Source organism: Embleya sp. NPDC020886, assembly GCF_044333915.1.
In the GTDB taxonomy this organism is placed as follows: domain Bacteria; phylum Actinomycetota; class Actinomycetes; order Streptomycetales; family Streptomycetaceae; genus Embleya.
The window spans coordinates 15,879-38,472 of record NZ_JBIRRX010000009.1; the positions used below are offsets into that span (position 1 = coordinate 15,879).

The window sequence follows — 22,594 nt, forward strand, 5'->3', positions numbered from 1 at the left end:
CTCATGCAGCTTTCCATGCAGTTCACCGTGCAACTCTCCGTGCAGTCTGCCATGCAGCTCGCCATGCAAGTACCAGGTCAGAGGGCCTTTTCGGCAATACTCCATCCCGTTCCACCGGGACCCACCGGGACGGACACGATGCTCTCACGGATGTTCAGGTCGATGCCGCCGCGCACCACCTCGTGCCACTACGGCAGATCGGCTTCGCCCACCATCACGCTTCGCCGCAGGGCGACGGCGGGCCGTCGGCGTGTCGGCCCGGTGGATCGGGCGTGATCGCCTCGTGTCGGCGGCCGGCACCGGCTCTAGAGTGATCATGACGGGGTGGCGCGACACGGTGTGCGGCGAGGGGCTTGGGGACGTGGCGATACGGGATCAACTGCGGGGCATCGGCGGGGCGATGGGGGCCGCGGCGGCTTCGGGGCGCGCGGCGGTGGGCGGTCGGATCGGAGCCGGTCGGGCCCGGGTCGCGTCGGGGGACTGGGTACACGGGACGCTGGACGCGCTGCCGGCGCCGGCCGCACCCGCCACCGCCGCCTGGGAGTTCTCGTTGGGTGCGCTGGTGTGTCGGCATCCCAAGGTGCCGGCCGTCACCGCCCGACCCCTGAAGCTGCTCGACGGCCTGGGCGCGGTGCGGTTCGGCCCGGAGACGGTCGGCTTCGACGGGGAGGACATCCCGTGGGAGAAGGTGCTCCGGCTCACCCTGCACGACGCGTTCGCCTCGATGACCACGGCCGCGCTCGATACCGAGGTGGACCGGATCCGTGACGTGTTGCCGCCGCTGCCCGGCCGCAAGTGGGCGGTGACCAAGGTGGTGGAGGGCCTGCTCACGGTGGTTCTCGCGTCGCTGGAGCAGGCCGACGATCGTCGCCTGGACAGCGCGGAGGTGGCCTGCGAGATCACCTACCGCGGGCTGCTCGGCCGGGAGAAGACGCTGCGCGCAAGCCTGTTCGCGACCGCCCTGCTGGCTCGGCAGACCGCCGTCGCGGACAGCCTGGTGGCCACCGCGCGAGCCCACGGCGTCGAGGTGGTCGCGGCCGTGCCCGCGGGCGGCGCCGGCGATGCGGCGGCGGCCGAGCGGATCCGCGCCCTGCGGGCCCGGACCGACGTGGTTTCGGCGAAGCTGCGGGCCCAGCGCGAGCAGGACGCGGCGGACCCGACGCCGGCGTCGGCTGCTCCCACCACCGGCCCCGGCACCTTCGTCCACCCCAGCGACACCGTGGATCCGACCGACCCGTTCGCCTGCTGATCGGCAGGGAATCCGACCCGGCGAACCGGCACAGCGTCCGAAGGTCCAAGGGCCTAGGCGTGCGCCTCCATGCCATAGAGACGCAGGCCCCGGGCGCGGTAGTTGACGAGGGCGTTGGGGTGGTCTTCGGAGGACGTGTGCAGCCAGACCCGACGGACCGGCTCGGTGCCAACGACGGGGGCGGTGTGCCAGGCCTGGCGGAGCAGCAGGGTCAGCGCGCAGCCGCCGAGACCCTTGCCGACGTATTCGGGAAGCAGGCCGAACGTGACCACCTCCACGTTTCCGGCGGGTTGTGGCTCCAGGTTGCCGATGCCCGCGGTTTCGCCCGTGTGCGTGATCAGCCAGGGTTGCCGCAGTGGGTGCGCGGCGTGAAGTTCGGCCCAGTCCTGCTCGGTTCGGGTCACGCTGCGCCAGCCGTACGGCGCGCCGATCCGCGCCTGGAGGTCCTGCACGAGGGGTGTGGCCGGGTCGACGCGGCGTAGTGCGAGCGACGGCACGGGGCGGGACGGCCGGAGGTCGTCGAGCGAGGTCATCTCCAGGTACATCAACGTCTTACCCATCGCGCCAGGCTATCCCCGACGACCGACACCCGCCCCGGCCCACCCCGCTCCGGCGCGGGGCGGGGGACCCGGGGTGGGTGTGGCGGTCTCGGCTAGACGACCTCGTTCAGCTTGCCGGTGGCCACGTCGAAGACGAAGCCGCGGATCCGGTCCTTGTGCACGACGAACGGATCGGCCTTGATCCGCTCGATCGACTGGCGTACGTCGGTGTCGAGGTCGGTGAACGCCTCGCTGGCCCAGGTGGGTTTGATGCCCGTCTCGGCCAGGATGGCGCCCTTGAATCCGTCGTCGTCGAACGTCAGCATGCCGCAGTCGGTGTGGTGGACGAGGATGATCTCCTGGGTGCCGAGCAGGCGTTGGCTGATCGCCAGGGAACGCAGTTCGTCCTGGGTGATCACGCCACCGGCGTTGCGGATGACGTGTGCGTCGCCCTCGTTCAGGCCGAGGATCGCGTATACGTTCAGGCGGGCGTCCATGCACGCGACGACGGCGACGTGTTTGGCGGGCGGGAGGGGCAGGGGACCGGTGAAGGCCGCGACGTAGGCGGCGTTGTTGGCCAACAGTTCATCGGTGACGGACATGCGAAGTCCTTCGGCTGGTGTGGCGAGGACCCACCCGGGATCGGGATTGCCGCGTGAACCGGGCGGGTTCGGACGCGGGACGGCCACGCACACGGCGACGACACGCGGCGTGACCTACCGACACGCCTCGTCGAACAGCCGGACGCGCCGGGTCGGCCAGAAGCCTTCCAGCGAAGTCGCGCCCACAGCGTCCCTGTTCCCCACGCGAACAGTGAACTCAAACCGACCCGACTGTGCAAGTGACGGCGGCGCCCCGATCGCCCGCCGGGCCCGTGCGGCCGGGTGTCGTCGGTGGTCGGGGGTAGGGTGCCCGGTCGTGATCGAAGCCGATTTCCTCCGCGCCACCCGGACGTCCTACGACGCCTTCGCCACCGAGTACCCCGAATACGTTCGGTCCGACCTCCCGAACAAGCCGATCGACCGGGCCCAACTCGCCGCCTTCGCCGAATTCGTGCGCTCGGCCGACACCGGACCCCGGTCCGTGGCCGACGTCGGGTGCGGGACCGGTCGGATCAGCGCGCATCTGCGTGACCTCGGGCTGGACGTGTTCGGGATCGACCTGTCGCCGGGGATGATCGAGGTGGCCCGCCGCGAGCACCCGGACCTGCGGTTCGAGGTCGGTTCGATGACGGACCTGGACCTGCCGGACGACTCCCTCGGCGGTCTGCTGGCGTGGTACTCGATCATCCATGTCCCGGTCGAGCGACTCCCGGGTGTGTTCGCCGAGTTCCACCGGGTGCTGGCGCCGGGCGGGCGCCTCCTGCTGGCCTTCCAGGTCGGCGACGAACCGCTGCGGCTGACCGAGGCGTTCGGCCGATCGGTGGACCTCGACTTCCACCGCCGCCGACCGGAGCGGATCGCCGACCTGGTGATCGACGCGGGCCTGACCATGCACGTGCGGACGATTCGCGAACCCGACCCCGGCGAAGGTGTACGGCCCACACAGCACGCCTACCTGCTGGCCCGCAAACCCTTGCCGGTGGAGCCGGAGACAGCGGCGGCGGAAACGCGGGCGTAGGCGCCGGGCGACCGGCCGGTGACGTCGAGGGGTCGGTTCACGCGTGCGGTCGGTATGGAGACCGCACGACCACCGACGCCCTCGGCGTCCGTACCGTGACCGGCCGGCTTCAGCCCAGCGAAGCCGTCAGGGTGATCTCGGCGCCCGGCGAAAGCAGCCGGGAGATCGGGCAGTTCTGCTTGGTGACGTCCGCGATCTCGAGGAACTCCGACTCGTCGATCCCGGCGGCCACGACGGCGGTCTCCAGGTCGATCCGGGTCACCGTCGGGGCGCCCTCGACCCGGACCAGGTGCACCTTGGCCGTGGTGTCCACCGAGCTTGCCGGGAAGCCCGCGTCGCCCAGGCCCTTGGCCAGGGCCATCGAGAAGCAGCCCGCGAGCGCGGCGCCGATCAGTTCCTCGGGATTGGTGCCCTCGCCCTCCTCGAACCGGGACTTGAACGAATAGGCCCCCTCCAGACCGCCCTTGCCGGTGCGGATGGTGCCCGCGCCGTCGAGGATGGTGCCCTGCCACAGAGCTGTCGCGCTACGAATGGTCATGGCCCGATGCTAGTGCCGTGGCCACCGCTCGGCGTCCGGGCACATGTGCGAGCCCCGCGCGGGACCGGCGCGCAACCTGCCCCGCGTCGGCGCCGGCCGCCGCCTCGGCGGAGCTCATCGAACCCTTGCCCCTGGGCATGAACAACACCGCGAACCCCAGCGCGACCGGGCCCAGGCACGCGGCGGACAGGAACGCATCGTGGTTGACCGCCGGTTGCGCCTCGCGGATGCGCCGCCCGTCACCACCGGCCGCGGCCATGTCGTGGCTGAGCCGCTGTACGCGATGGTCGCGACCACCGCCAGGCCCGGCGCGCCGCCCGCCTTCCGGCCGGATCCGCCGCCCGCGAAGGTCGGCCGCGCCGGACTTCGGGCCAACTCGCCCCGTCGGTCCGGAAGATCGATTGCCGGGCCGGCTGGGTACGTACCGCGACATGAGATTCCTCCACGACCAGGTACCGCCACACGACCTCACCTACAGTGACGTCTTCCTCGTACCGTCGCGTTCCGGCGTGGGCTCGCGCCTCGACGTGGACCTGACCACCTCCGACGGCACCGGCACCACCATCCCGGTGGTGGTGGCTAACATGACCGCCGTGGCCGGGCGCCGGATGGCGGAGACCATCGCCCGCCGCGGCGGCCTCGCGGTGATCCCCCAGGACATCCCGGTCGACGTGGTCGCCGAGGTGACCTCCTGGGTCAAACAGCGCCACCTCGTCTACGACACCCCGATCACGATGGCCCCCACCGACACCGTCGGCGAGGCGCTGAACCTGCTGCCCAAACGGGCCCACGGCGCGGTGGTGGTGACCGAGGGCGGGCGCCCGGTCGGCATCGTGGCCGAGGCCGACTGCCTGGGCGTGGACCGCTTCGCCCAACTGGAGCGGGTGATGTCCACCGAACTGCTCACCCTGCCGGACGGGGTCGACCCGCGCGAGGCGTTCGATCGGCTCTACGAGGGCCGGCACAAGCTCGCGCCGATCGTGGACCCCGACGGTCGCCTGGTCGCCGTGCTGACCCGCACCGGCGCGCTGCGCTCGACCCTGTACCGGCCGGCCCTGGACGCGGCCGGACACCTGCGCGTGGCCGCCGCGATCGGCATCACCAACGACGTCGCGCACAAGGCCGAGGGCCTGATCGAGGCGGGCGTGGACACCCTCGTCCTGGACACCGCGCACGGCCACCAGGAGCAGATGATCAAGGCGCTGCGCGCGGTCCGGGCGCTCGACCCGCCCGTACCGGTGGTGGCGGGCAACGTGGTCACCGTGCAGGGCGTGCGCGACCTGATCGAGGCGGGCGCGGACATCGTCAAGGTCGGCGTCGGCCCCGGCGCGATGTGCACCACCCGGATGATGACCGGCGTCGGGCGCCCGCAGTTCTCCGCGGTCGCCGAGTGCGCGGCCGAGGCCGCCCGGCTGGGTCGACACGTGTGGGCCGACGGCGGGGTGCGGCACCCACGCGACGTGGCACTCGCCCTGGCGGCCGGCGCGTCGAACGTGATGGTCGGTTCGTGGTTCGCGGCCACCTACGAGTCGCCCGGCGACGCCTACCGCGACGGCGAGGGCCGGCTGTACAAGGAGAGCTTCGGCATGGCGTCGGCGCGCGCGGTCCGGCTGCGCACCGCCACCGAGTCCGCCTTCGACCGGGCCCGGAAGTCCTTGTTCGAGGAGGGCATCTCGTCCTCGCGGATGTACCTGGACCCGAACCGGCCCGGCGTCGAGGACCTGCTCGACTCGATCGGCGCCGGCGTGCGCAGCGCCTGCACCTACACCGGCGCCCGCACGCTGGCCGAGTTCCACGAACGCGCCGTGCTGGGCATCCAGAGCCCGGCCGGGTACGCGGAGGGCAAGCCGCTGCCCGAGAGCTGGTGACGGTCCGGCGGCGCGGCCCGCGCGGGCCGCGCCGCCGGATGGGCGCGGGGACCGCCCGGGGCCGGCCGCGGCACCCGGTCGGCAAACGGTTTGACGGGTGCGGAACACTTTTCCCATGCCCACGCCCACGCCCGTACCGCCCGCCACGACCGGTACGCAGACCTGGACGATCTCCCCGAGCGCGGTGCACTCGTTCGAGGCGCTCGCGCTGCTGCGCACGTACTTCATCGAGGTGAGCGACCGCTACTACCGGCTGCACGAGGGCCGGGACTCGACCCCGACCGAGATCGAGGAGGGTCTCGCCGACGCGCCGAGCGACCATCTCGCGCCGCCGCGGGGGCTCTTCCTGATCGGCAGGTACGGCGCCGAGCCGGCCGCGTGCGCGGGGCTGCTGCTGCGGGACGAGCACACGGCGGAACTGACCCGCGTGTTCGTGCGACCGGACCTGCGCGGCACCGGCGGTGGCCGACGCCTGCTGGCCGCCGTCGAGGATGCCGCCCGCGCCCTGGGCGTGCGTCGGATCGTGCTCGACACCCGCCTCGACCTGATCGAGGCCCGCACGCTGTACACCAGGACGGGCTATCGCGAGGTGCCCGCGTACAACGACGGCAAGTACGCCGAGATCTGGTACGCGAAGGACCTGACCGCCGCCGAGCGGCCCGATCCGGCCTGACGCGGCGGCACTTCGCGGCATCCGGCGGGCGGCACGGCGCCGGCCCGAGACGGCTACGACGAACGGAAGCGGCGATGACCGACAGCGGCGAGCGCAAGACCTGGCGGACCATCGGCTGGGGGCCGTGGGAGGACGACGACCTGCCGGCCGGGCCGTTGGACGAACAGACACGGCAACAACGCGAGTTGCCGCGCACGCTGGTGTCGGTGGCCGACCCCGGGGTGCGCCGGCGGCCGATCTTCGACCCCGCGCTCAAGCAGTACGGCAGCGCGATGCGGGCCGGTGAACCACGGTTCGCCGCGCCGGGTACCGCCGAGCGCTGGCACGATGCCCGCCGCCGAGCGGTCGACCACGTGCTGGCGGCGGTGGCCGAATCGCCGTGGGCAGGCCACCTGGTGCTGCGCGGCAGCATGCTGCTCCGGGCCTGGTACGGCCCGGCCGCCCGCGAGCCCGGCGACCTCGACTTCGTCGTGGTGCCCGCCACGTGGGAACTGGTCGAACCGCGCACCGAACGCATGTTCGCCGACATCGCCCGCGGCGCGGACGCCCGCTCGGCCGCGGCCGGCGACGTGCGGATCGACGCGGCCGGCGCGGTCGACGACGAGATCTGGACCTACGACCGGGTGCCCGGGCGGCGCCTGGTACTGCCCTGGCGGGCGGCCGGGTTGCCGTCGGGCATCGTGCAACTCGACTTCGTCTTCAACGAGTCGCTGCCCACGGCGGCCGAATACACCGACGTGCCGTGCCGCGACGGCTCCGGGACGCACCGGATCCTGGCCGCGACCGCCGAGCAGTCGCTGGCCTGGAAACTGCTGTGGCTGCTCTCGGACTCCTATCCGCAGGGCAAGGACCTCTACGACGCGGTGTTGTTGGCCGAGTCGACGCCGCTGCGGGCCGAACTGCTGCACCGCACCCTGGTCGCCGGCGAGCCGCACTGGGCCGGACGGCGCGTCTCGGCCGCGACGTTCGTCGACCAGGACGCCGACTGGGACGAGTTCGTCAAGGAATACCCCGACATCGGCGGCACCGCCGAGGAGTTCATGGGCCGGCTGCTCACCGCGCTGGAACCGGTCTTCGCCGAGGAGAGCGCCGGGCCCGCCGTCGACGGCTACGCCTGGCGCCTGCGTTGGCTCGGGCAACTGCTCCCCGACGCACGTCGGGCGGCGGCCCGCGCCGGCATGCCGGCACTGGTGGAGTGGCTCAAGGGCCGTGGGCTGGGTCTGGCCGAGAGCATCGTGATCATCCGCGAGGTGGTCGGCCCGGACCGGTGCACCCTCGATCAAGCGGCCGACGCGTATGTCGCCGAACTGCCTTACACGTCGGGCGAACTGGGCTACTACACGCGCAACCCCGAGGTGATTCGGGACGCGCTGGGAGCATTGCGCGAAGCGGTCTGATCGGGGCCGGGCCGGTCGACGCGACCGACCACCGCACTCACCGCACCCACCGCACCCACCGCACCCACCGCACCCACCGCACCCGTCGCACCCGTCGTGTCATCGCACCGGAGGGATCCCGTGAACACCATCCATCCGTCCGTGGCCAGGGCCGTCTTCACCCTGGCCGATCCCGCCGTGGTACCCACCCTGGTGCGGCGGCTCGGCAGCGAACTCGCGCCGGTGTTGCGGCTGATGTCCACCGTGCCGACGGCCCTGACCGACGCGGTGCGAAGCTCGGGCCACGCCGAACTGATCGCCGCGATCGAGGAACGCGAGGAAGGCGAGGAACGCGAGCCGCGCGAGGATGGCGGGCAGCGCGAGCCGCGGCGCACCGGCGCCGACCGGCCGATGCCGCGCACCGCGCCGCCGCTTCCGCTGCCCGCCGTCGCGGAGCCCGATCCCGGTCCCGGGCTCGACCGGGCCACCCCCGGGGGCCCGGTCGAGCGGGCCGCCCGAGGCGACCTGACCGCCGCCGAGGTGGACACGCTCCTCGACCTGGACGATCCGCACGTGGACGCGCGGTTGTTCGCCGGTTCGCTGCTGTCCGCCAACGAACGGGCCCGGCTGCTGGCGGGCGTTCGCCGCGACGGCACCCGAGGCCCGGTGCCCGGACCGCTCACGACCCTGCTGTGGGACGCCGAGCTGGGCCGCTGCGCCGACTGGCTGACCGCGGGAATGACCTCGGGCGATCCGGAGGTGGCCCGGGTCGTCGTCAACCGGCTGCCGCTGCGCACCGAGGCCGGCCGGTTGCGGGTGGTCGTCGGGGTGTGGACTCGACACGGCCGCACCCGGGCGCGGCGGTTGCTGACCGAGGCCGAGTTCCCCCTCGCCACGTGCGAGGCGATCGAGGACGCCTTCGGGCGATCCGACGGCCTGGCCGTGCTCGGCGCGCGGCTGGCCGCCGAGGAGGATCCCGAACGGGTCGTGGCGCACCTGCGCGACGGCGATGACCGGGAACAGCGTGAGCGGGTCGACGACATCCTCGCCGACGGCGGCGACCTCCCGTGGGCGGAACTGCTCCGCGCGCATCGGGCCGCCGCGTTGCCCGCGGCGCTGCATCTTCGACTCGCGGAAATCCCGGACTGCTCATACGAGTTGTCGGTCGCGCTGCTGGCCCGGGGATTGCCCGAGCAGGCCCGGAACGAACCGTGGCTGCACGAGGCGCTGGTCGACGGCCGGCTGTCCGGCGCCGACCTGCTGCGGTATGCCCGTCCCGCCCGGGTGGTGTTGTCGATCCTCGCCGGCGTCGACGCGCGCACCTCTCCCGAATGGTGGGCCTCGGGCGTGCCCCGGGTCGAGGCGAACGCCCTGGTCGCCGAATACCTGGGCGGCGACGCCGAGGCGTGGATCGTGGCACTGCGCCTGTTCCCGGACTTCACCGGCACGATCGTGGAACTGCTGGCCACCGCACGGGCGGTGGCCGCCGATCGGCCCGGCTCAGCGACCGAGTGAGCCGCCGGCCGGCGCCGGGACCGCATCGGCGTCGTGGCCCGCGTCCGGAAGATCGCCGAGGCCGAGCAGGTCGAGTTGGGTGGGGCCGCCGGCCCGGTCGGCCCGGCCGGTCGCCTCGACGGCCGGCGTCCACGAGCCCCGGCAGGAGATCGGTGCGTCGTCGGTGCGGGCGTGGCCGGGATCGTCGTGCCGCCAGAGGGCGTGCGTCTCGGTCACCGCGACGCGGCGACCGCACACGCCGCAGGTGCCTCGTGGCCGATGCGTGTTCATCTCCCCATGATGTCCGATCGGGCGGACAACGACCGGTTCGAGGGCCGATGCGCCCGCCGCCGGCACGCGGGGGGCGGGCACCCGCAGGCGCGCCGGCGGGAAAGTCGTGGGCGCGGACCGGTCACATTCGTGGACCCGGAGCCGTCATGGGTGTGTCGGGTGACAACGAGTCGCCGCCGACACCGTCGAGGTCGACAGACCGCGAAATCGGAGCACACCATGACCGGCAAGACCTTCAAGAACGACATGTCGATGATGTACGCGTTCCACGACGCGCTCCGTCGGGAACTCGGGCGGATCGCCAAGATCACCGCCGAGGCGACCGACGACCCGCGCCAAGTGCTCCAGGCAGCGCTCGGCTGGGAACTGTTCAAGAGCTACCTGCATGTCCACCACGGCGCCGAGGACGACGTGTTGTGGCCGGTGATCCGGGCGGCGGTGCGGGACCTGCCGGACGAACTCGCCGTGATCGAGGCGATGGAGGCCGAGCACGCCGTCGTAGATCCCGGTCTGGACGCCGTCGACACCGCGCTCGCGGACCGCGAGGGCGGGCCGGAGCGGCTGGCGACGATCGTCGAGCGCCTGGTGGGTGGGCTGGGCGCGCACCTCAAGCACGAAGAGGACGAGGCACTGGTGATCATCGACCGGCACGCCACGCCGGAACTGCTCCAGCGCTTCGGTTTCGAGCACGGCCTCCGGATCGGCGACGACAGTCCCCGATACCTGCCGTGGCTCCTGGACGGCGCGAGCGCGGACACGGCCGCGACCGTGATCGGCCGACTCCCCGAACCACTGCGCCTGGCCTACCGGGACGAGTGGCAGCCCGCGTACGCCGGGCTGGACGTGTGGGGCCCCGAGCGCGGCTCGACCGAGGTCTGAACGGTTCCCACCGCCGCGCGTGGCGAACCCGCGCCCGCGCTCAGCGGCGAGCGCCGACCCGGGTGCCGAGCCGAGGAAGCCCCGGACTCGGTGGCCCCGGGCCGGCGCCGCCCCGGCGGCTACCAGCCCACTCGGAAGTTCTGCCCGGTCTGGCCGCCCTCGATCGAGCGACGGTAGGCCATCGCGGCCGTCGCCACGTCGACCGGCGGGAAGCCCGGGAAGAACGTGTCGTACGCCGCCAGCGATTCGGTGAACATCGTCGGGCTGACCGAGTTGATCCGCAATCCGCGCGGGAGTTCGATCGCGGCGCCGCGCACGAACGCGTCGATGCCGCCGTTGGCCATCGAGGCCATCGATCCGGTCGGGATCGCCTCGCCCGACAGGATGCCGGTGATCAGCGTGAACGAGCCGTTGTCCGCCACGAAGTCGAGCCCGCCCCTTACCAGTTCGACCTGGCCGAGCAGTTTGTCCAGCGCCGCGCGCTCGGTGTCGGCGCGGGTCAGCTCGCCGAGCGCCTTGAACGGCACACCCCCGGCCGCACAGGCGACCGCGTCGATCCGGCCGACCTGTGCGTACATCGCCGCCACCGACTCGGCGTCGGTGATGTCCACCGTGACATCGGCCTTGGTGCTCCGGGACGCGGTGACCACGTCGTGCCGCTCGCGCAACAGCGTGGTGACCGCCGTACCCAGCACGCCGGTGGCACCGACCACGAGAACCTTCACGACAACCTCCGCTGTGGACCGATATATCGCTGCTGTCGATACCCGCCGATCCTCGCCGGTCCGGTCGGGATGGGCAACCGACGTGTGCCGCAACGGTTGCCCGCGGTCGCCGACACCGCTCAGGTCATCCGCCGCAGCCACTGCTCGACACCGCTGATGTGCACCGTCGACCACGCGTGCGCCGCGCTCGCGTCCCGGCACTCCAACGCGTCCACGATCGCGTGGTGTTCGCGGATCGTGCGCTGCCACGAGTCGTCCTCGGTCAGGCCGCGCCAGGTCCGGGCGCGCATGGTCGGGCCGGACAACGTCTCCAGCAGCGAGCACAACACCTGGTTGCCGCCGAACACCGCGATCTGGTGATGAAAGCGCAGGTCCTGCTCGATCAACGCGTCGTGCCCGGCATCGGGACCCGGCGGATCGGCGAGCGCGCGCAGCGTCGCGACGCCCTCGGCGTCGATCAGTTCGGCGGCCAGCGCGGTGGCCGCCGGTTCCAGGATCCGCCGGACCTGGAGGAAGTCGAGCACGCTCTTGTCGTGGTGGAAATCCACCACGAACGAGATCGCGCCGAGCAACAACGTCGGCTCCAGGCTGGTCACATACGTACCGTCGCCCTGCCGCACGTCCAGGATCCGGATCAGCGACAGCGCCTTGACCGCCTCGCGCAGCGAATTGCGGGACAGCCCGAGCCGGGCCGCCAGATCGGCCTCCTTGGGCAGTTTCTCGCCGGGCTGAAGCTCCCCGGACACGATCATGCCCTTGATCTTGTCGATGGCCTCGTCTGTGACCGCCACGCCGCTGACTCCTCCGGAGATCCGATGACTCCCCAGTATGGCGGGCCTCGGCGCGGCACGCGGGGTGGACGCCGGCACGAATCAGTCGCCCTCGCGACCCAGCGCCGCGATCTCGGCCGCGGAGGCGTTGCCGCCCGAGCACACCACGGCGATCCGCCGACCGGCGAACTCGGTCGGGTGGACCAGTACGGCCGCCAACGCGGCGGCGCCCGCGCCCTCGGCCAGGGTGTGCGCGTGTGTCGCCAGCAGCCGCTGGGCGTGCGCGATGTCGGCGTCCGAGACCAGGAGGAAGTCGGCGAGCCCGGACCGCAGCACCCGCTGCGGGAGCTCGAACCCCCGGCCGGTGGCCAGGCCGTCCACGGTGGTGAGGTTGGCGCGGGTGACGCACGCGCCGGCCCGCCACGAGTCGTGCGCGGCCGGCGCGGCGCTCGACTGCACGCCGATCACCCGGCAGCCCGGCGCGAGTTCGGCGGCCACCAGCACCGCGCCGGCGGCACCGGTGCCACTGCCCACCGGGACCAGCACCGCGTCCAGGTCGGGCTCGGCGGTGAGGATCTCCAGGTACGCCGTACCCACCCCGGCCACCAGCGCGGCCGTGTCGCCCGGGCTGACCAGGAGCCGGCCCTCGGTCAGGGCGTACACCTCGGCCCGCGCCTGGGCGCCGGCCATGTCCGCGCCGTGCAGCAACACCTCGGCGCCGAGCGCGCGCACCGCCCGCACCTTGGCCGGATTCGCCCCGGCCGGCATCACCACCGTGCACGACGCGTCGAACGCGGCACACGCGTACGCGATCGACTGCGCGTGGTTGCCCGTCGAGTAGGTGACCAGCCCCCGGGCCCGCTCCGCCGGACTCAGGCCGGCCAGCATGGTCAACCCGCCCCGGACCTTGAAGGCGCCGACCGGCTGCACGTTCTCGTGCTTGACGTACACCTGCGCCCCGGTGGCCGCGTCCAGGGCGGGATACGACCACATCGGGGTCGGCGGCAAGTGCTCGGCGAGGAACTCGCGAGCGGCCACGACGTCGGCGAAGGTGGGGTCGGCTGCGGTGCGGGCGAGATCGGCGTTCATGTCGCCATCGTGGGGTGCGGACCGGTCATCGGTCCAATGCCCACCTGCCGGAACGCGGGCCCAAGCCGGTCGTCCGGGCTTCGGGTGGCCGGGGCCGGTGCTCAGTCCGTCGTGCCCTCCCCATGGATCCGGGCCAGGATCTGCGGATTGCTCACATGCACCGGGACGTTGTCCTCGTCGAACAGACCGAGTCGGTGCAACGCGCCGCCTTCCACCGGGATCACCGCGCCGGTGGTGTACGCGGACAGGTCGGAGATCAGGAACAGTACGGCCGCCGCCACGTCGGCCGGCGTCCCGCGTCGGCGCAGCGGGACCCCTCGGCCGGCGAGCGCCGGATCCGCCGCGGTGGTGGTCGCGCGCGGCGTGGTGATCGAGCCGGCCGCGACCCCGTTGACCCGGATCCCGTACCGGCCCCATTCCAGGGCCAGCGTCCGGGTCAACCCGAGCACCGCGGCCTTGGCCGTGCCGTAGCCCACGTGGTAGGGCGCCGCGACCACGCCGCCGGTGGAGTTGATGGTCACGATCGAACCGGGCGCCTCGTGCTCGACCAGGTGCCGGGCCACGGCCTGGGACAGCCACATCACATGATGCAGGTTCAGGTCGAAGGACTGGTCCCACTGCGCCCGGTCGAAGTCGAGCGCGGGCGCCCAGTGCGGCAACAGGCTGCCGCCGACGACGTTGACCAGCCCGTACAACTCGCCCGGCGCGGCGGCGGCCCGCTCCACCACGGCCGCGACGCCTTCGGCCGTCGACACGTCCGCACACACCGTCAGCAGCGTGCCGGGCGATCCGCCCAGGCCGGCCGTCTCGGCCAACTCGGCCTCGATCGCGGCCAGTCGCTCGGCGTCGCGATCCACGCCCAGCACGGTGGCGCCGGCTTCCAGCAGCCCTCGGGCGCAGGTCGTGCCGATCCCGCCGCCACCGGCGCCGGAGACGATCACCGTGCGGCCGGCCAACCTGATGCGTTCGGCTATCACTGCTGTGCTCCCTGTGCGGTCGTGGGGTTGCCGGGCGTCGCGTCGCGCACCGGAGTGTCGGTGGTCTCGATGGCGGTGTCACGTGTCGGATCGGTGCCGGCGGCTCGCAGCCGCGGGAGCACCTCCAGGCCCAGCGCGGCGATCTGCTCGCGGGCCGCATCGGCGGATACACCGGGCACGTGGATCCGCAGGTTGACGCAGGTGGCGCCGATCTCGGCGCGCAGGGCGGCTAGTTCGTCGGCCAGCGCGCCGGCGTCGGAGTGGCAGACGAAGCCGGTGCCGCGCCAATGGCGCAGCGCTGCCGCGGGGGAGTACCCGCGATACACGTGCAACTGCCGCTCGAACGCCTCGCGCGGCGGATCGCCGAGCCACACCCGACGGATCAGCACCTGCGGCCCGACCCCGCCGGCGTCGAGGTACCGGTCCGTCAGTTCGCGCAGCCGGGCGGCCTCGGAGCCGCCGTCGAAGAGGATCCCGGCACCGGCCTGCGCCGCGCGCCGCACCGCGCCCGGACTCATCGCCGCGGCGACCACCGGCACCGGCCGGGCGGCACACCCGAACAGGGCTCGGTCATCCGCCAGTTCGCCCAGCTCCGCACCACGCAGCAGCGCGGTCAGCCGGGGCAGCCCGGCCCGAAAGGCGGCGGTGCGAGCGGCGAAGTCCCGCTCCAGCAGCCGGAAGTCGAGTTCCAGGCCGCCGATCGCGACGCCGACGCCCACCCGACCGGGATGCAGCGCGGCCAGCCAGGCCACCTCCTCGGCGAGCAGCACGACCGGTCGCAGCGGCAACAGCACGGGCGCCGCGGCGGCCCACCCGGTCGGCATGCGATCCAACATCCAGCCGGCCACCTGGAGCGGATTGGGCAGGTATCCGGCGAAGCCGCCGTGGTGCTCGCTGGTCATCACGCCGTCGAACCCGTGGTCCGCGGCGAGTACGGCCTGGCCGATCGCCTCCGCGACCACGCCCGGGGCGTCGAGCCCGTCGTGCGGATAGATCCGCAGCGAGACGGACCCGGCCCCGAACGGCACCGCCGCCCGGGCCGCATCGAATCGCCGGTGCGATTCGACCGATTTCGTCGATTTTATAGGCTCCGCCGACACGCCACCACATCCCCTCGATCGGGTGCCGGCGATCATGGCAGAGCACTCGCGCCGATGAAACCATCACGAGATGTGCTAGGTGCGGGCCCGAAGGCGGTCGGTGTCGCCACATGGACACGGCCTCTATGCGGCCTCGCACGGGGTGGCCTCGATGGTCGGGCTCTGCGGGATCGCCGCGAAGGCGGTGCGGAGTTCGGCCGCGAAGATGTCACGGCCGGGTTCGTCGCGGCGAGGCGGCGGCCGAGGCGGACCCGGCGCGACCATGCCTCGTTGGTCATGCGGTCCACGGCGGCGAGCAACGCGTCCCGGAGGAAATGCCGCACCGTCCCGCCGGTGACGGGGCGGGTCTCCCACTCTTCGGTGAAGGCCGTCCACATGTCCTGGGTCGGCGCCATGACCACGTCTTCCTTGCCCGCGAAGGTGCGGAAGAACGTGCGCTTGACCGTGTGGCCCCGCCCCGACCCGGCCCCGGACACGACCTCGGCCGGGCCGGGGCCACCGCGCCCGACCCGCTGGGTCGGCCGACGGCTCGGCCGACTATTGGTTGCCGGTCGGTGTGTTTCGCTCCGACCGGGAATCGGCCTCCGACCCGGTACCGGCCGCCGAGCCGGATTCGGCGCTCGGCGTGGCCGGGCCGGCTGCCGGCGGCGGACTCGTGTCGGGGGCCGCGTCCGACCCGGCCTCGGTCCGGGGCCCCGGCAGCGTCGCGTCGGATCGGCCTCGACGGGCCCGGCGTTCGAGCCAGGCGGCCAGGGCGAGCAGCGCCAGGCCCAGCAGGAGCGCGGCCGACGGCGCCACGACGCCGAGCAGCCACAGCGCCTGTGCGCCGTCGGCCGCGGTGTCGGCCAACTCCGCGCGCGAGGCCGGCGTCGTGGTCATGTGCAGCGACAACACCGGGAAGACCTCGGCCTGCCCGCCGGACACCGACGCGGCGGTCGCGGTGACCCCCTGGGTCGACTCCAGGTCCACGGTGACGCCGGTCTCGCTGTCGACCCAGCCGGTCAGGTCGGTGGTCGCGGTGTAGGCCAGTGGGACCGGGTCGGCCTGCCCGGCCAGTTCCGGCGGCCGGCCCGGGAACGCGACGCCGGCCAGGCCCAGTACGGCCGCCCTGGGCATCGCCGGGGGCAGTGTGCGCAGCGACTCCGGGTCGGCGAGCGGGCCGCTGGTACGGATCCTGAAGACGTACGTCTCCCGACCGGCGCGCCGCTCGGTCCGTACATAGGTGGCCGGGATGGTGGTCTGGGTCGGCGAATCCCAGTACGGATAGTTCTTCTTCTTGGGCTCCAACGGGAAGCCCGCGGTCAGGCCCCGATGCGGTTCGGCCGGGACGCCCTTGGGAATCGGCCGGTCGAGCAGGGACTTGCGGTCCACCGACCACCGCTTCTCGATCGTGGTGAGCGCCTGTTTCTGCGGGCCGGACACCACGGTGCGATCACTCAGCACGACGGTCGAGCCGGAGGCGTGCACCGCGTGCACATGCCGATCCACGGTGACCGGCAGGTCGCGCACGATGGCTCCGGGCAGGTTGCCCGCCTGCAACGCCTGTGCATCCAGCAGGGTCATGCCGCCGGCGAAGTGCATCGTGAAGTCGGCGTCGTCGGGCACCTGATGCACGGCGGGCAACACGGCGAACCGGGTCACCGCGCTCGTCGCGACGAGCAACGTGGCGGCGGCGCCGAGATACCAGGACGACTTTCTCATCAGACCAGCCTCCGCAGGTCGCCGGTCGGCCCGGGAGGGCCGGATGTCCTCCCGTCGCGTCGGCGCACGCGACCTGATGGCCCGTACCCCACCAGGATTCGAAACGGATCGCGTCAGATACCACGATTCCCGTCCCAGCCGGACCCGGTGGTGGTATATCGGGCAACCACACGCGGCGTCACCACATGGGGAACCACCCACGCCGGCAACCGCGTTGCGACTCGCCGACGCAACGTTCGCGCCACCTTCGCGCCGATGCCGCGCACGACCGCGACCCGCCGACCGGGCCTCCCACACCGACGGAAGCGTGAGCCTGACCTCCCCGGACAGCGGGCACACCATCGAACCCGGTGAGCCGTTCACGTTCCGCGTCCGGATGTTGTACAAGTCCCGGTTCGACGCGGGCGACGGTCGGCCGCGCAACGTCCGGGCGATCGAGTCGACCCGGCGTAGTGCCGTAACCGGTCCGTAGCGCGCCGATCGGGCGCGTTCGGCGCGGGAGTTGCCCCGCCGAGCGCGCCCGGCGCCGTGTTGCTAGCGCACCGCCAAGCCCTCGATCTCGATCAGCATGTCCGGGTCGGAGAGTGCGGTGACGCCGACCAGAGCGGTCGCCGGGCGGCAGTTCTCCTGTTCCAGGCGGGCGGTGATCACATCGAAGTGGCGGGTGACGTCCGCGACGTCGACCGCGAAGTAGCGCAGTTGCACCACGTGCGCGAAGGTGAAGCCGGCCTCGGCCAGCGTCTCGGCGAGCCGGTCGAACGTGGTCTCGATCTGTCCGCACAGATCGCGCACGTGCACGATCTCGCCGTCGGGGCCCCGGGACTCGTGGCCGGCCAACACCAGCCAGCGGTCCGGGTCCGTCACCGACACGGCGCGGTTGTACCCGAGCCGGTTGCCGAACATCCGAGGTCCGATGTCCTGCCTGTGCATCCCGTCACCCTTCGTCGTGATCGGCTCCGACCCTTGGGCGAAAGCCACGAATCGGAACAAATCCCGCCGGTGACTCTAGCCAGAACAACCGCCGTCGGCGCAGCGAACACGCCGGGGCACGATGGATCGGCGCGGCGTGCCCCTGCCGGGCGACCTTGCCCGGCCCCGGTCGGCGGCGGCTCGCGACGCCTCCGCGCCGGCCCTCCGGGTCAGCTCTCCACCTTCACCGCCCGCGCATGCCGGACGGGCGGGACGGTCGCCTCCGACCGGATGCCGTACTGCGCCGCCTGGGCCGTGTACATCGCCCGATAGCGACCCGCCTCGAGTGCCATCAGGCCGTCGTGGTTGCCCTGTTCGATCAACCGCCCGCCCTCCAGCACGTAGATCAGGTCGGCGGTGGCGGTCGCGGCCAGCCGATGGGTAATCAGCAGTACCGTCGTTCCGTCCTCGGTCATCGAGCGCAGCGCGGCGAACGCGGCGATCTCCGCCTCCGGATCCAGCGCCGAGGTCGGCTCGTCGACGATCACGAACGGCGCGCCGCGATAGCGGGTCCGGGCGTTGCCGATCTTCTGCCATTGGCCGCCCGAGATCTGCGAACCGCGTTGGTAGCCCTTGACGATCAGGGTGTCCCACCCGTGCGGCAACGTGCCGACCAACTCGCTCGCATCGGCCCGGGCGACCGCCCTCTCCACCCGGGCCTGGTCGACCGGCCGGTCGGCGCGGCCGATGAAGACGTTGGCGCGTGCGGTCATCGCCCAGCGCGGGAAGTCCTGCCCGAGCACCGCCACCCGATCGAAGATGCGATCCCGATCGGCGTCGCGAACGTCCACCCCGCCCCAGCTCAGCGTGCCCTCGGTGGGCAACAGCAGGCCGGCGACCAGCTTGGACAGCGTGGTCTTGCCCGAGCCGTTCTCGCCGACCAGGGCGACCACCTTGCCCGCCGGGATGCGCAGGCTGACCCGGTCCAGCGCCGGCGTGTCGTTGCCGGGATAGCGGTACGAGACACGATCCAGCCGCACCTCGTCCACCACCGGCGGCAGCGGCAGTCCGCCGGTCGGGATCGCCCGTCGCTCCGACTCGGCGCAGGCGTCCTCCAGGTCGCGCAGATACAGGGATTCCTCGTACAGCCGGTTGACCTGCATGACCAGCGCGGTGAGGCCGCTGGTGCAGGTACGGATCGCGATCACCGCGGTACCGCCCGCGGCCAGCGGCATGCCGCCCTCGGTGAGCAGCAGCCACAACGCCGCGTACACCAGCATCGCGCCGACCCCGGACATCGCGGACGCGGTCGCCTGGGTCAGGCCCTTGGCGTGCGCGAGTCGGCGGTGTTCGGCCTCCATCGTGGAGGACATGTCCTCGAACGCGTCCAGTACCAACGCGCCCGCACGGTGCGCCCGCACCTCGGCCGCCGGTGCCGGCTCGATCAGGCTGCGCCCGAGAATCTCGATCGCCCGCCGGTGCTCCAGCCAGGCGTGCGCGGATTCGTGTCGGCGACGCGCGGACCGTACCGCGCCCCAGCCCTTGGGCGCCGCGACCAGGAACAACAACGGCAGCAGGATCGGGTTCAGCAGGGTCAACACGCCGCCGGTGGCGACCAGGCCGACCAGCGCGTTGATCACCGCCACCGAGGCGCCGATCATGTGCCGCACCGAGTCGGTACCGAACCGGCCCGCGTCCAGCATGCGATGGAAGCGAGCCTCCTCGAACGCCTGGAGTTCCACCCGGGCGGCGAGCCGGTAGTAGCGGGCCGTACAGACTCGTTCGACCTGTGGTTCGAGCCGGCTGGTCGCCCCCACCGAGACCGCCGCGAGCAGCGCCGACACGGCGGTGACGCCCACGATGAACAGCAGGGCCGGCGCGGCGTCGCGCAGCCGGTCGGTGGTCGGCACGTCGGCGAACAGCGCCACCAGCGCCCGATTGGTGGCGAGCAGGCCCAGCCCGGCCGCGAGCCCCTGACCGATCTCGGCCACCAGCAGGGCGAGCACCGCGGGCCGATCCACCGTCCAGGCGGCGCGGGTGACCACCGCGACCATGCTCGGCAGTTGCCGCGCCATCGCCCAGAACGACACGCGCAGCAGCGGTTGTTCGTGCTCGGTGAAGGACAGGTCGTAGCGCAACGCGCCGCCGAACAACAACTGTTCGGACTCCGACACCGGGATCTTCCGCCGCTCGGACGCGCGTCGACGGAACTTCATCGGCCCTCCTGGGGCGGAATGGGTCGGGGGCGGTGGACCGGCGGGTGGGCCGGTGTGGGTTCGTGCGGGCGCATGGGTGCGGATGCGGATGCCGGGCCGGGCGCCGGTGTGGGTGTGGGCGTGGGAGTCGGCGTGGATGCGGATGCGGATGCCGGGCAGGGTGCCGGTGTCGGTGTGCGGAGAGTCTCGGATCGTGGTGGTGTCGGGTCCAAGGTGACCAATTCCCTTTCGGTCCCGGGTTGTTGGCTGACGACCGCACATGCTGCCCCTCGGCCCGGTGGGTCGGACAGGGCGTATGGGTGTACGAGCCGGGCGCATCCCACCCATGGCGACCGCGGGCGCCCTGCGAGCGCCGCGGGCGCTCCCGGTGCCCGGGGATGCTCGCGGGTGCCCGGGCGCGGCGACCCGGACGTCGGGAATTCCGACCCCGACCTGCCGCTACCCGCTGCGGCCCGCCCGGGCCTGGGCGACGAACTCGGCCAAACCGCTGGGGGTGGCGCGTTCCAGGATCACCTTCGGCTCGACGGCGATGCCGTACCGCTTGCCGAGGACGTCCGCGAACTCGATCGCGAGGATCGCGTCCACTCCGAGTTCCGCGAAGGTGTCGTCCGGGTCGACCCGGGAGATGTCGAGCGAGACGAGTCTGGCGGTCTGATCGACGATCTCGTCGAGAAGGGCGGCGTTCACGGGCATGGTGAGGCTCCTTGACGGGTCGTGGATGCGTCCCGGGCGCGGGATGTCGATGTGCGCGGGATGTCCGAGGTGATCGGCAGCACGACGACACGAGCGATCCTGGGGCAGACGTGGGGAGTTCGCCCGTACTCGGCCGTCGGCCCGTGCCGAGGGTCGCCCACCGGCCCGACCCCGGCTCCTGTCGTACGGGAAACGCTAATGGGCGCCCGGGTTCCGGCGGTAGAACGGGACCGATCCGGCGCGGGTGGCGAAGCGTGGCGAATGCTTCGCGAGCTTTGGAGGCTCGGGGTGTCGGGGGCTTGGGGGGCTTTGGGACACGGCGGGCGCGACGGGCGCTACCGGAGCGCCGGCTGCGCGCCGGGTCCGCCCGTTGTCACAGCGGTGGGTTGAGGCCCTCGAAGAAGGCGAGGAGCGCCGCCTCGCGCAGGTGCGCCGGGAGGTGGTCCAGGAGCGCGTGCACCGGCGCCAGTCGACCGTCGGTCAACAGGCCCGCCTTGAACATGAGTTCGGTCAGCGCGTCGGCGGTCACCCCCGCCTCGGAGGCGGCCAGGGCGGTGAGGTCGTCGACCGCGAGCAGTTGCTCCGGAGTGGGCAGCGGGTCGCGGTCCCCGGCCGCGCGTACCGCCGACCGCAGCGCGGTGAGCAGTTCGGGTACGTGCGGGCCGTGCGTCGCGGTCATCGTCAGGTGGATCGTCGGCGGGATGCCGGTCTGGGAGAGCTGGGGTTGTACGGCCCAGCCCAGGCGCTCCAACTCGTCCAGGAACGCGAAGAAGTCCACGCCGTCCGTGGTCACCGCGACCAGACTCGTCGCGGGCGCACCGAGCACACGCAGCCCCTCGATGCCCGCGATCCCCTCCACCAGCTCGGCGGTGGCGGCCAGTGTCCGGGTGACCAGGTCGCGGTAGCCGGCGGCGCCGAGATGGCGCAGCACCGCCCACGCGGCGGCGATCAGGCCGCCGGACTTCGAGCTCTGCATCGTCGAGTTGACTACCGGATAGCCGGTCCAGTCGGATGCGACGAAGTACTGCGTCCGGCGCAGCGCCGCGGTGCGGTACAGCACGATCGAGCAACCCTTGGGCGCGTAGCCGTACTTGTGCAGATCCACCGAGATCGAGTCCACCCCCGGCACCCGGAAGTCCCAGGCCGGCACGGGATGTCCGAGCTGTTCGGCGAACGGCAGCACCCAGCCGCCGATACACGCGTCCACGTGGCAGCGCACGCCGCGTCGCGCACAGATCGCGGCGATCTCGGGGATCGTGTCCACGACGCCGTGTCCGTAGGAGGGTGCCGAGGCGACCACCAGGACGGTGTCGTCGGTGATCGCCCGTTCGATCGCGGCGACATCGGCGGTCATCCGGACCGGGTCGATGTCCACGATCACCGGGTCGAGGCCGAAGTACTTCGCGGCCTTGGCCCAGGCCGCGTGTGCCGAGCGGGCGAACACGATTTGTGGGCGCACGATTTCGGGCCGGGCGTCGCGGGCCGCCTTGGCCGCCAGCAGGCAGCTCTCGGTTCCGCCGCTGGTCCAGCTACCGGCCGCGCCGGCGGGTGCGTGCAGCATCTCGCCGACGGCCGCGACCACTTGGTGCTCCAGCGTCGCGATGCTCGGGAACGAGGTCGGATAGAGGCCGTTCACGTGCAGATACAGCTCGAACGCCCGTACGGCGACCGCTTCGACGGAAGCCGCGCCGGAATCGAACGTATTGGCCACTCCGGGCCGCCCCCGCCCGGGTTCGTCTCCGGCGTGCATGGCCGTCAACTCCGCCAGCACCTCGTCCACCGACCGGCCGTCCGCGAACATGCCCACGTGTGCCTCCCCGACTGCGACTGTGGTCTCGTCCCCGTCGGGCTTCGATGCGGCCCGGTCGCGGGTTCCGGCACCGTAGC

General features: G+C 72.4%; 24 protein-coding genes. 8 read left to right on the forward strand and 16 right to left on the reverse strand.

The window, feature by feature from the left end:
• Nucleotides 1-361 precede the first annotated feature (361 nt).
• Complete coding sequence (locus ACH4U8_RS28415) at nt 362-1,249, forward strand: hypothetical protein (RefSeq protein WP_395781047.1); 888 nt, start codon at nt 362-364, stop codon at nt 1,247-1,249.
• A gap of 53 nt (nt 1,250-1,302) precedes the next feature.
• Here ACH4U8_RS28415 and ACH4U8_RS28420 read toward each other — a convergent pair whose 3' ends face one another.
• Nucleotides 1,303-1,809 (reverse strand): GNAT family N-acetyltransferase, encoded by a 507-nt coding sequence (locus ACH4U8_RS28420; protein ID WP_360310900.1) that lies wholly within the window; start codon nt 1,807-1,809, stop codon nt 1,303-1,305.
• Between the two features lie 92 nt (nt 1,810-1,901).
• Nucleotides 1,902-2,390 carry a beta-class carbonic anhydrase gene (locus ACH4U8_RS28425; protein ID WP_395781049.1) on the reverse strand — a complete coding sequence of 163 codons (489 nt, stop codon included), beginning with the start codon at nt 2,388-2,390 and terminating at the stop codon, nt 1,902-1,904.
• Between the two features lie 316 nt (nt 2,391-2,706).
• Here ACH4U8_RS28425 and ACH4U8_RS28430 point away from each other — a divergent pair, with 316 nt between their 5' ends.
• A complete protein-coding gene (locus tag ACH4U8_RS28430) occupies nt 2,707-3,408 on the forward strand; it encodes a class I SAM-dependent methyltransferase (RefSeq protein WP_360310904.1) in 702 nt (233 codons plus the stop codon).
• A 109-nt stretch (nt 3,409-3,517) separates the two neighbouring features.
• On the opposite strand, the gene ACH4U8_RS28435 is transcribed toward ACH4U8_RS28430, so the two are convergent.
• Nucleotides 3,518-3,946 (reverse strand): OsmC family peroxiredoxin, encoded by a 429-nt coding sequence (locus tag ACH4U8_RS28435; protein WP_360310906.1) that lies wholly within the window; start codon nt 3,944-3,946, stop codon nt 3,518-3,520.
• Nucleotides 3,933-4,205, reverse strand: coding sequence for a hypothetical protein (locus tag ACH4U8_RS28440; protein ID WP_395781051.1), 273 nt, complete (start codon nt 4,203-4,205; stop codon nt 3,933-3,935). The genes ACH4U8_RS28435 and ACH4U8_RS28440 overlap by 14 nt, the downstream gene beginning before the upstream one ends.
• Before the next feature lie 172 nt (nt 4,206-4,377).
• Between ACH4U8_RS28440 and ACH4U8_RS28445 the strand changes: the two genes are divergently transcribed.
• From ACH4U8_RS28445 to ACH4U8_RS28460, 4 genes are all read left to right on the forward strand, one after another.
• Nucleotides 4,378-5,814, forward strand: coding sequence for a GuaB1 family IMP dehydrogenase-related protein (locus tag ACH4U8_RS28445; protein WP_360310908.1), 1,437 nt, complete (start codon nt 4,378-4,380; stop codon nt 5,812-5,814).
• 115 nt (nt 5,815-5,929) lie between these two features.
• Nucleotides 5,930-6,487 carry a GNAT family N-acetyltransferase gene (locus ACH4U8_RS28450; protein ID WP_395781053.1) on the forward strand — a complete coding sequence of 186 codons (558 nt, stop codon included), beginning with the start codon at nt 5,930-5,932 and terminating at the stop codon, nt 6,485-6,487.
• Nucleotides 6,488-6,561: 74 nt separating this feature from the next.
• Complete coding sequence (locus ACH4U8_RS28455; RefSeq protein ID WP_360310911.1) at nt 6,562-7,884, forward strand: nucleotidyl transferase AbiEii/AbiGii toxin family protein; 1,323 nt, start codon at nt 6,562-6,564, stop codon at nt 7,882-7,884.
• Nucleotides 7,885-8,004: 120 nt separating this feature from the next.
• Nucleotides 8,005-9,378 (forward strand): hypothetical protein, encoded by a 1,374-nt coding sequence (locus tag ACH4U8_RS28460; RefSeq protein WP_395781055.1) that lies wholly within the window; start codon nt 8,005-8,007, stop codon nt 9,376-9,378.
• On the opposite strand, the gene ACH4U8_RS28465 is transcribed toward ACH4U8_RS28460, so the two are convergent.
• Nucleotides 9,364-9,648 (reverse strand): hypothetical protein, encoded by a 285-nt coding sequence (locus ACH4U8_RS28465; protein WP_360310915.1) that lies wholly within the window; start codon nt 9,646-9,648, stop codon nt 9,364-9,366. The genes ACH4U8_RS28460 and ACH4U8_RS28465 overlap by 15 nt on opposite strands.
• 219 nt (nt 9,649-9,867) lie before the next feature.
• On the opposite strand from ACH4U8_RS28465, the gene ACH4U8_RS28470 reads away from it, so the two are divergent.
• Nucleotides 9,868-10,527, forward strand: coding sequence for a hemerythrin domain-containing protein (locus ACH4U8_RS28470; RefSeq protein WP_395781057.1), 660 nt, complete (start codon nt 9,868-9,870; stop codon nt 10,525-10,527).
• A 119-nt stretch (nt 10,528-10,646) separates the two neighbouring features.
• Here ACH4U8_RS28470 and ACH4U8_RS28475 read toward each other — a convergent pair whose 3' ends face one another.
• From ACH4U8_RS28475 to ACH4U8_RS28505, 7 genes are all read right to left on the reverse strand, one after another.
• Nucleotides 10,647-11,252 carry a short chain dehydrogenase gene (locus ACH4U8_RS28475; RefSeq protein WP_395781059.1) on the reverse strand — a complete coding sequence of 202 codons (606 nt, stop codon included), beginning with the start codon at nt 11,250-11,252 and terminating at the stop codon, nt 10,647-10,649.
• Between the two features lie 119 nt (nt 11,253-11,371).
• Nucleotides 11,372-12,043 carry a FadR/GntR family transcriptional regulator gene (locus ACH4U8_RS28480; RefSeq protein ID WP_360310921.1) on the reverse strand — a complete coding sequence of 224 codons (672 nt, stop codon included), beginning with the start codon at nt 12,041-12,043 and terminating at the stop codon, nt 11,372-11,374.
• A gap of 81 nt (nt 12,044-12,124) precedes the next feature.
• Nucleotides 12,125-13,111, reverse strand: coding sequence for a threonine/serine dehydratase (locus ACH4U8_RS28485; RefSeq protein ID WP_395781061.1), 987 nt, complete (start codon nt 13,109-13,111; stop codon nt 12,125-12,127).
• 101 nt (nt 13,112-13,212) lie between these two features.
• On the reverse strand, nt 13,213-14,088 hold the full coding sequence (locus tag ACH4U8_RS28490) for an SDR family NAD(P)-dependent oxidoreductase (protein WP_395781063.1): 876 nt from the start codon (nt 14,086-14,088) through the stop codon (nt 13,213-13,215).
• Nucleotides 14,085-15,116, reverse strand: coding sequence for an LLM class flavin-dependent oxidoreductase (locus tag ACH4U8_RS28495; protein ID WP_395781065.1), 1,032 nt, complete (start codon nt 15,114-15,116; stop codon nt 14,085-14,087). Before ACH4U8_RS28495 ends, ACH4U8_RS28490 begins: the two co-directional genes overlap by 4 nt.
• A 195-nt stretch (nt 15,117-15,311) precedes the next feature.
• A complete protein-coding gene (locus ACH4U8_RS28500) occupies nt 15,312-15,452 on the reverse strand; it encodes a hypothetical protein (RefSeq protein ID WP_395781067.1) in 141 nt (46 codons plus the stop codon).
• Between the two features lie 273 nt (nt 15,453-15,725).
• Entirely contained in the window at nt 15,726-16,889 is a 1,164-nt protein-coding gene (locus ACH4U8_RS28505; protein ID WP_395781069.1) for a porin PorA family protein, read from the reverse strand.
• Nucleotides 16,890-17,196: 307 nt separating this feature from the next.
• Between ACH4U8_RS28505 and ACH4U8_RS28510 the strand changes: the two genes are divergently transcribed.
• On the forward strand, nt 17,197-17,361 hold the full coding sequence (locus ACH4U8_RS28510; RefSeq protein WP_395781071.1) for a hypothetical protein: 165 nt from the start codon (nt 17,197-17,199) through the stop codon (nt 17,359-17,361).
• Nucleotides 17,362-17,423: 62 nt separating this feature from the next.
• Here ACH4U8_RS28510 and ACH4U8_RS28515 read toward each other — a convergent pair whose 3' ends face one another.
• From ACH4U8_RS28515 to ACH4U8_RS28530, 4 genes are all read right to left on the reverse strand, one after another.
• Nucleotides 17,424-17,819, reverse strand: a complete 396-nt coding sequence (locus ACH4U8_RS28515; RefSeq protein ID WP_395781073.1) for a Rid family hydrolase — start codon at nt 17,817-17,819, stop codon at nt 17,424-17,426.
• 209 nt (nt 17,820-18,028) lie between these two features.
• Complete coding sequence (locus ACH4U8_RS28520; protein WP_395781075.1) at nt 18,029-20,014, reverse strand: ABC transporter ATP-binding protein; 1,986 nt, start codon at nt 20,012-20,014, stop codon at nt 18,029-18,031.
• 438 nt (nt 20,015-20,452) lie between these two features.
• On the reverse strand, nt 20,453-20,707 hold the full coding sequence (locus ACH4U8_RS28525) for an acyl carrier protein (protein WP_360310937.1): 255 nt from the start codon (nt 20,705-20,707) through the stop codon (nt 20,453-20,455).
• A 373-nt stretch (nt 20,708-21,080) separates the two neighbouring features.
• On the reverse strand, nt 21,081-22,508 hold the full coding sequence (locus ACH4U8_RS28530) for a pyridoxal phosphate-dependent decarboxylase family protein (RefSeq protein WP_395781488.1): 1,428 nt from the start codon (nt 22,506-22,508) through the stop codon (nt 21,081-21,083).
• Between the last annotated feature and the right edge of the window lie 86 nt (nt 22,509-22,594).

What these genes read in the sequence shown, in the direction of transcription:
- ACH4U8_RS28520 (WP_395781075.1), bottom strand. Translation starts at nt 20,014, where the DNA reads ATGAAGTTCCGTCGACGCGCGTCCGAGCGGCGGAAGATCCCGGTGTCG.
- ACH4U8_RS28470 (WP_395781057.1), top strand. Translation starts at nt 9,868, where the DNA reads ATGACCGGCAAGACCTTCAAGAACGACATGTCGATGATGTACGCGTTC.
- ACH4U8_RS28500 (WP_395781067.1), bottom strand. Translation starts at nt 15,452, where the DNA reads ATGGTCGCGCCGGGTCCGCCTCGGCCGCCGCCTCGCCGCGACGAACCC.
- ACH4U8_RS28505 (WP_395781069.1), bottom strand. Translation starts at nt 16,889, where the DNA reads ATGAGAAAGTCGTCCTGGTATCTCGGCGCCGCCGCCACGTTGCTCGTC.
- ACH4U8_RS28440 (WP_395781051.1), bottom strand. Translation starts at nt 4,205, where the DNA reads ATGGCCGCGGCCGGTGGTGACGGGCGGCGCATCCGCGAGGCGCAACCG.
- ACH4U8_RS28435 (WP_360310906.1), bottom strand. Translation starts at nt 3,946, where the DNA reads ATGACCATTCGTAGCGCGACAGCTCTGTGGCAGGGCACCATCCTCGAC.
- ACH4U8_RS28450 (WP_395781053.1), top strand. Translation starts at nt 5,930, where the DNA reads ATGCCCACGCCCACGCCCGTACCGCCCGCCACGACCGGTACGCAGACC.
- ACH4U8_RS28420 (WP_360310900.1), bottom strand. Translation starts at nt 1,809, where the DNA reads ATGGGTAAGACGTTGATGTACCTGGAGATGACCTCGCTCGACGACCTC.
- ACH4U8_RS28515 (WP_395781073.1), bottom strand. Translation starts at nt 17,819, where the DNA reads ATGCACAGGCAGGACATCGGACCTCGGATGTTCGGCAACCGGCTCGGG.
- ACH4U8_RS28425 (WP_395781049.1), bottom strand. Translation starts at nt 2,390, where the DNA reads ATGTCCGTCACCGATGAACTGTTGGCCAACAACGCCGCCTACGTCGCG.
- ACH4U8_RS28530 (WP_395781488.1), bottom strand. Translation starts at nt 22,508, where the DNA reads ATGTTCGCGGACGGCCGGTCGGTGGACGAGGTGCTGGCGGAGTTGACG.
- ACH4U8_RS28455 (WP_360310911.1), top strand. Translation starts at nt 6,562, where the DNA reads ATGACCGACAGCGGCGAGCGCAAGACCTGGCGGACCATCGGCTGGGGG.
- ACH4U8_RS28485 (WP_395781061.1), bottom strand. Translation starts at nt 13,111, where the DNA reads ATGAACGCCGATCTCGCCCGCACCGCAGCCGACCCCACCTTCGCCGAC.
- ACH4U8_RS28465 (WP_360310915.1), bottom strand. Translation starts at nt 9,648, where the DNA reads ATGAACACGCATCGGCCACGAGGCACCTGCGGCGTGTGCGGTCGCCGC.
- ACH4U8_RS28525 (WP_360310937.1), bottom strand. Translation starts at nt 20,707, where the DNA reads ATGCCCGTGAACGCCGCCCTTCTCGACGAGATCGTCGATCAGACCGCC.
- ACH4U8_RS28445 (WP_360310908.1), top strand. Translation starts at nt 4,378, where the DNA reads ATGAGATTCCTCCACGACCAGGTACCGCCACACGACCTCACCTACAGT.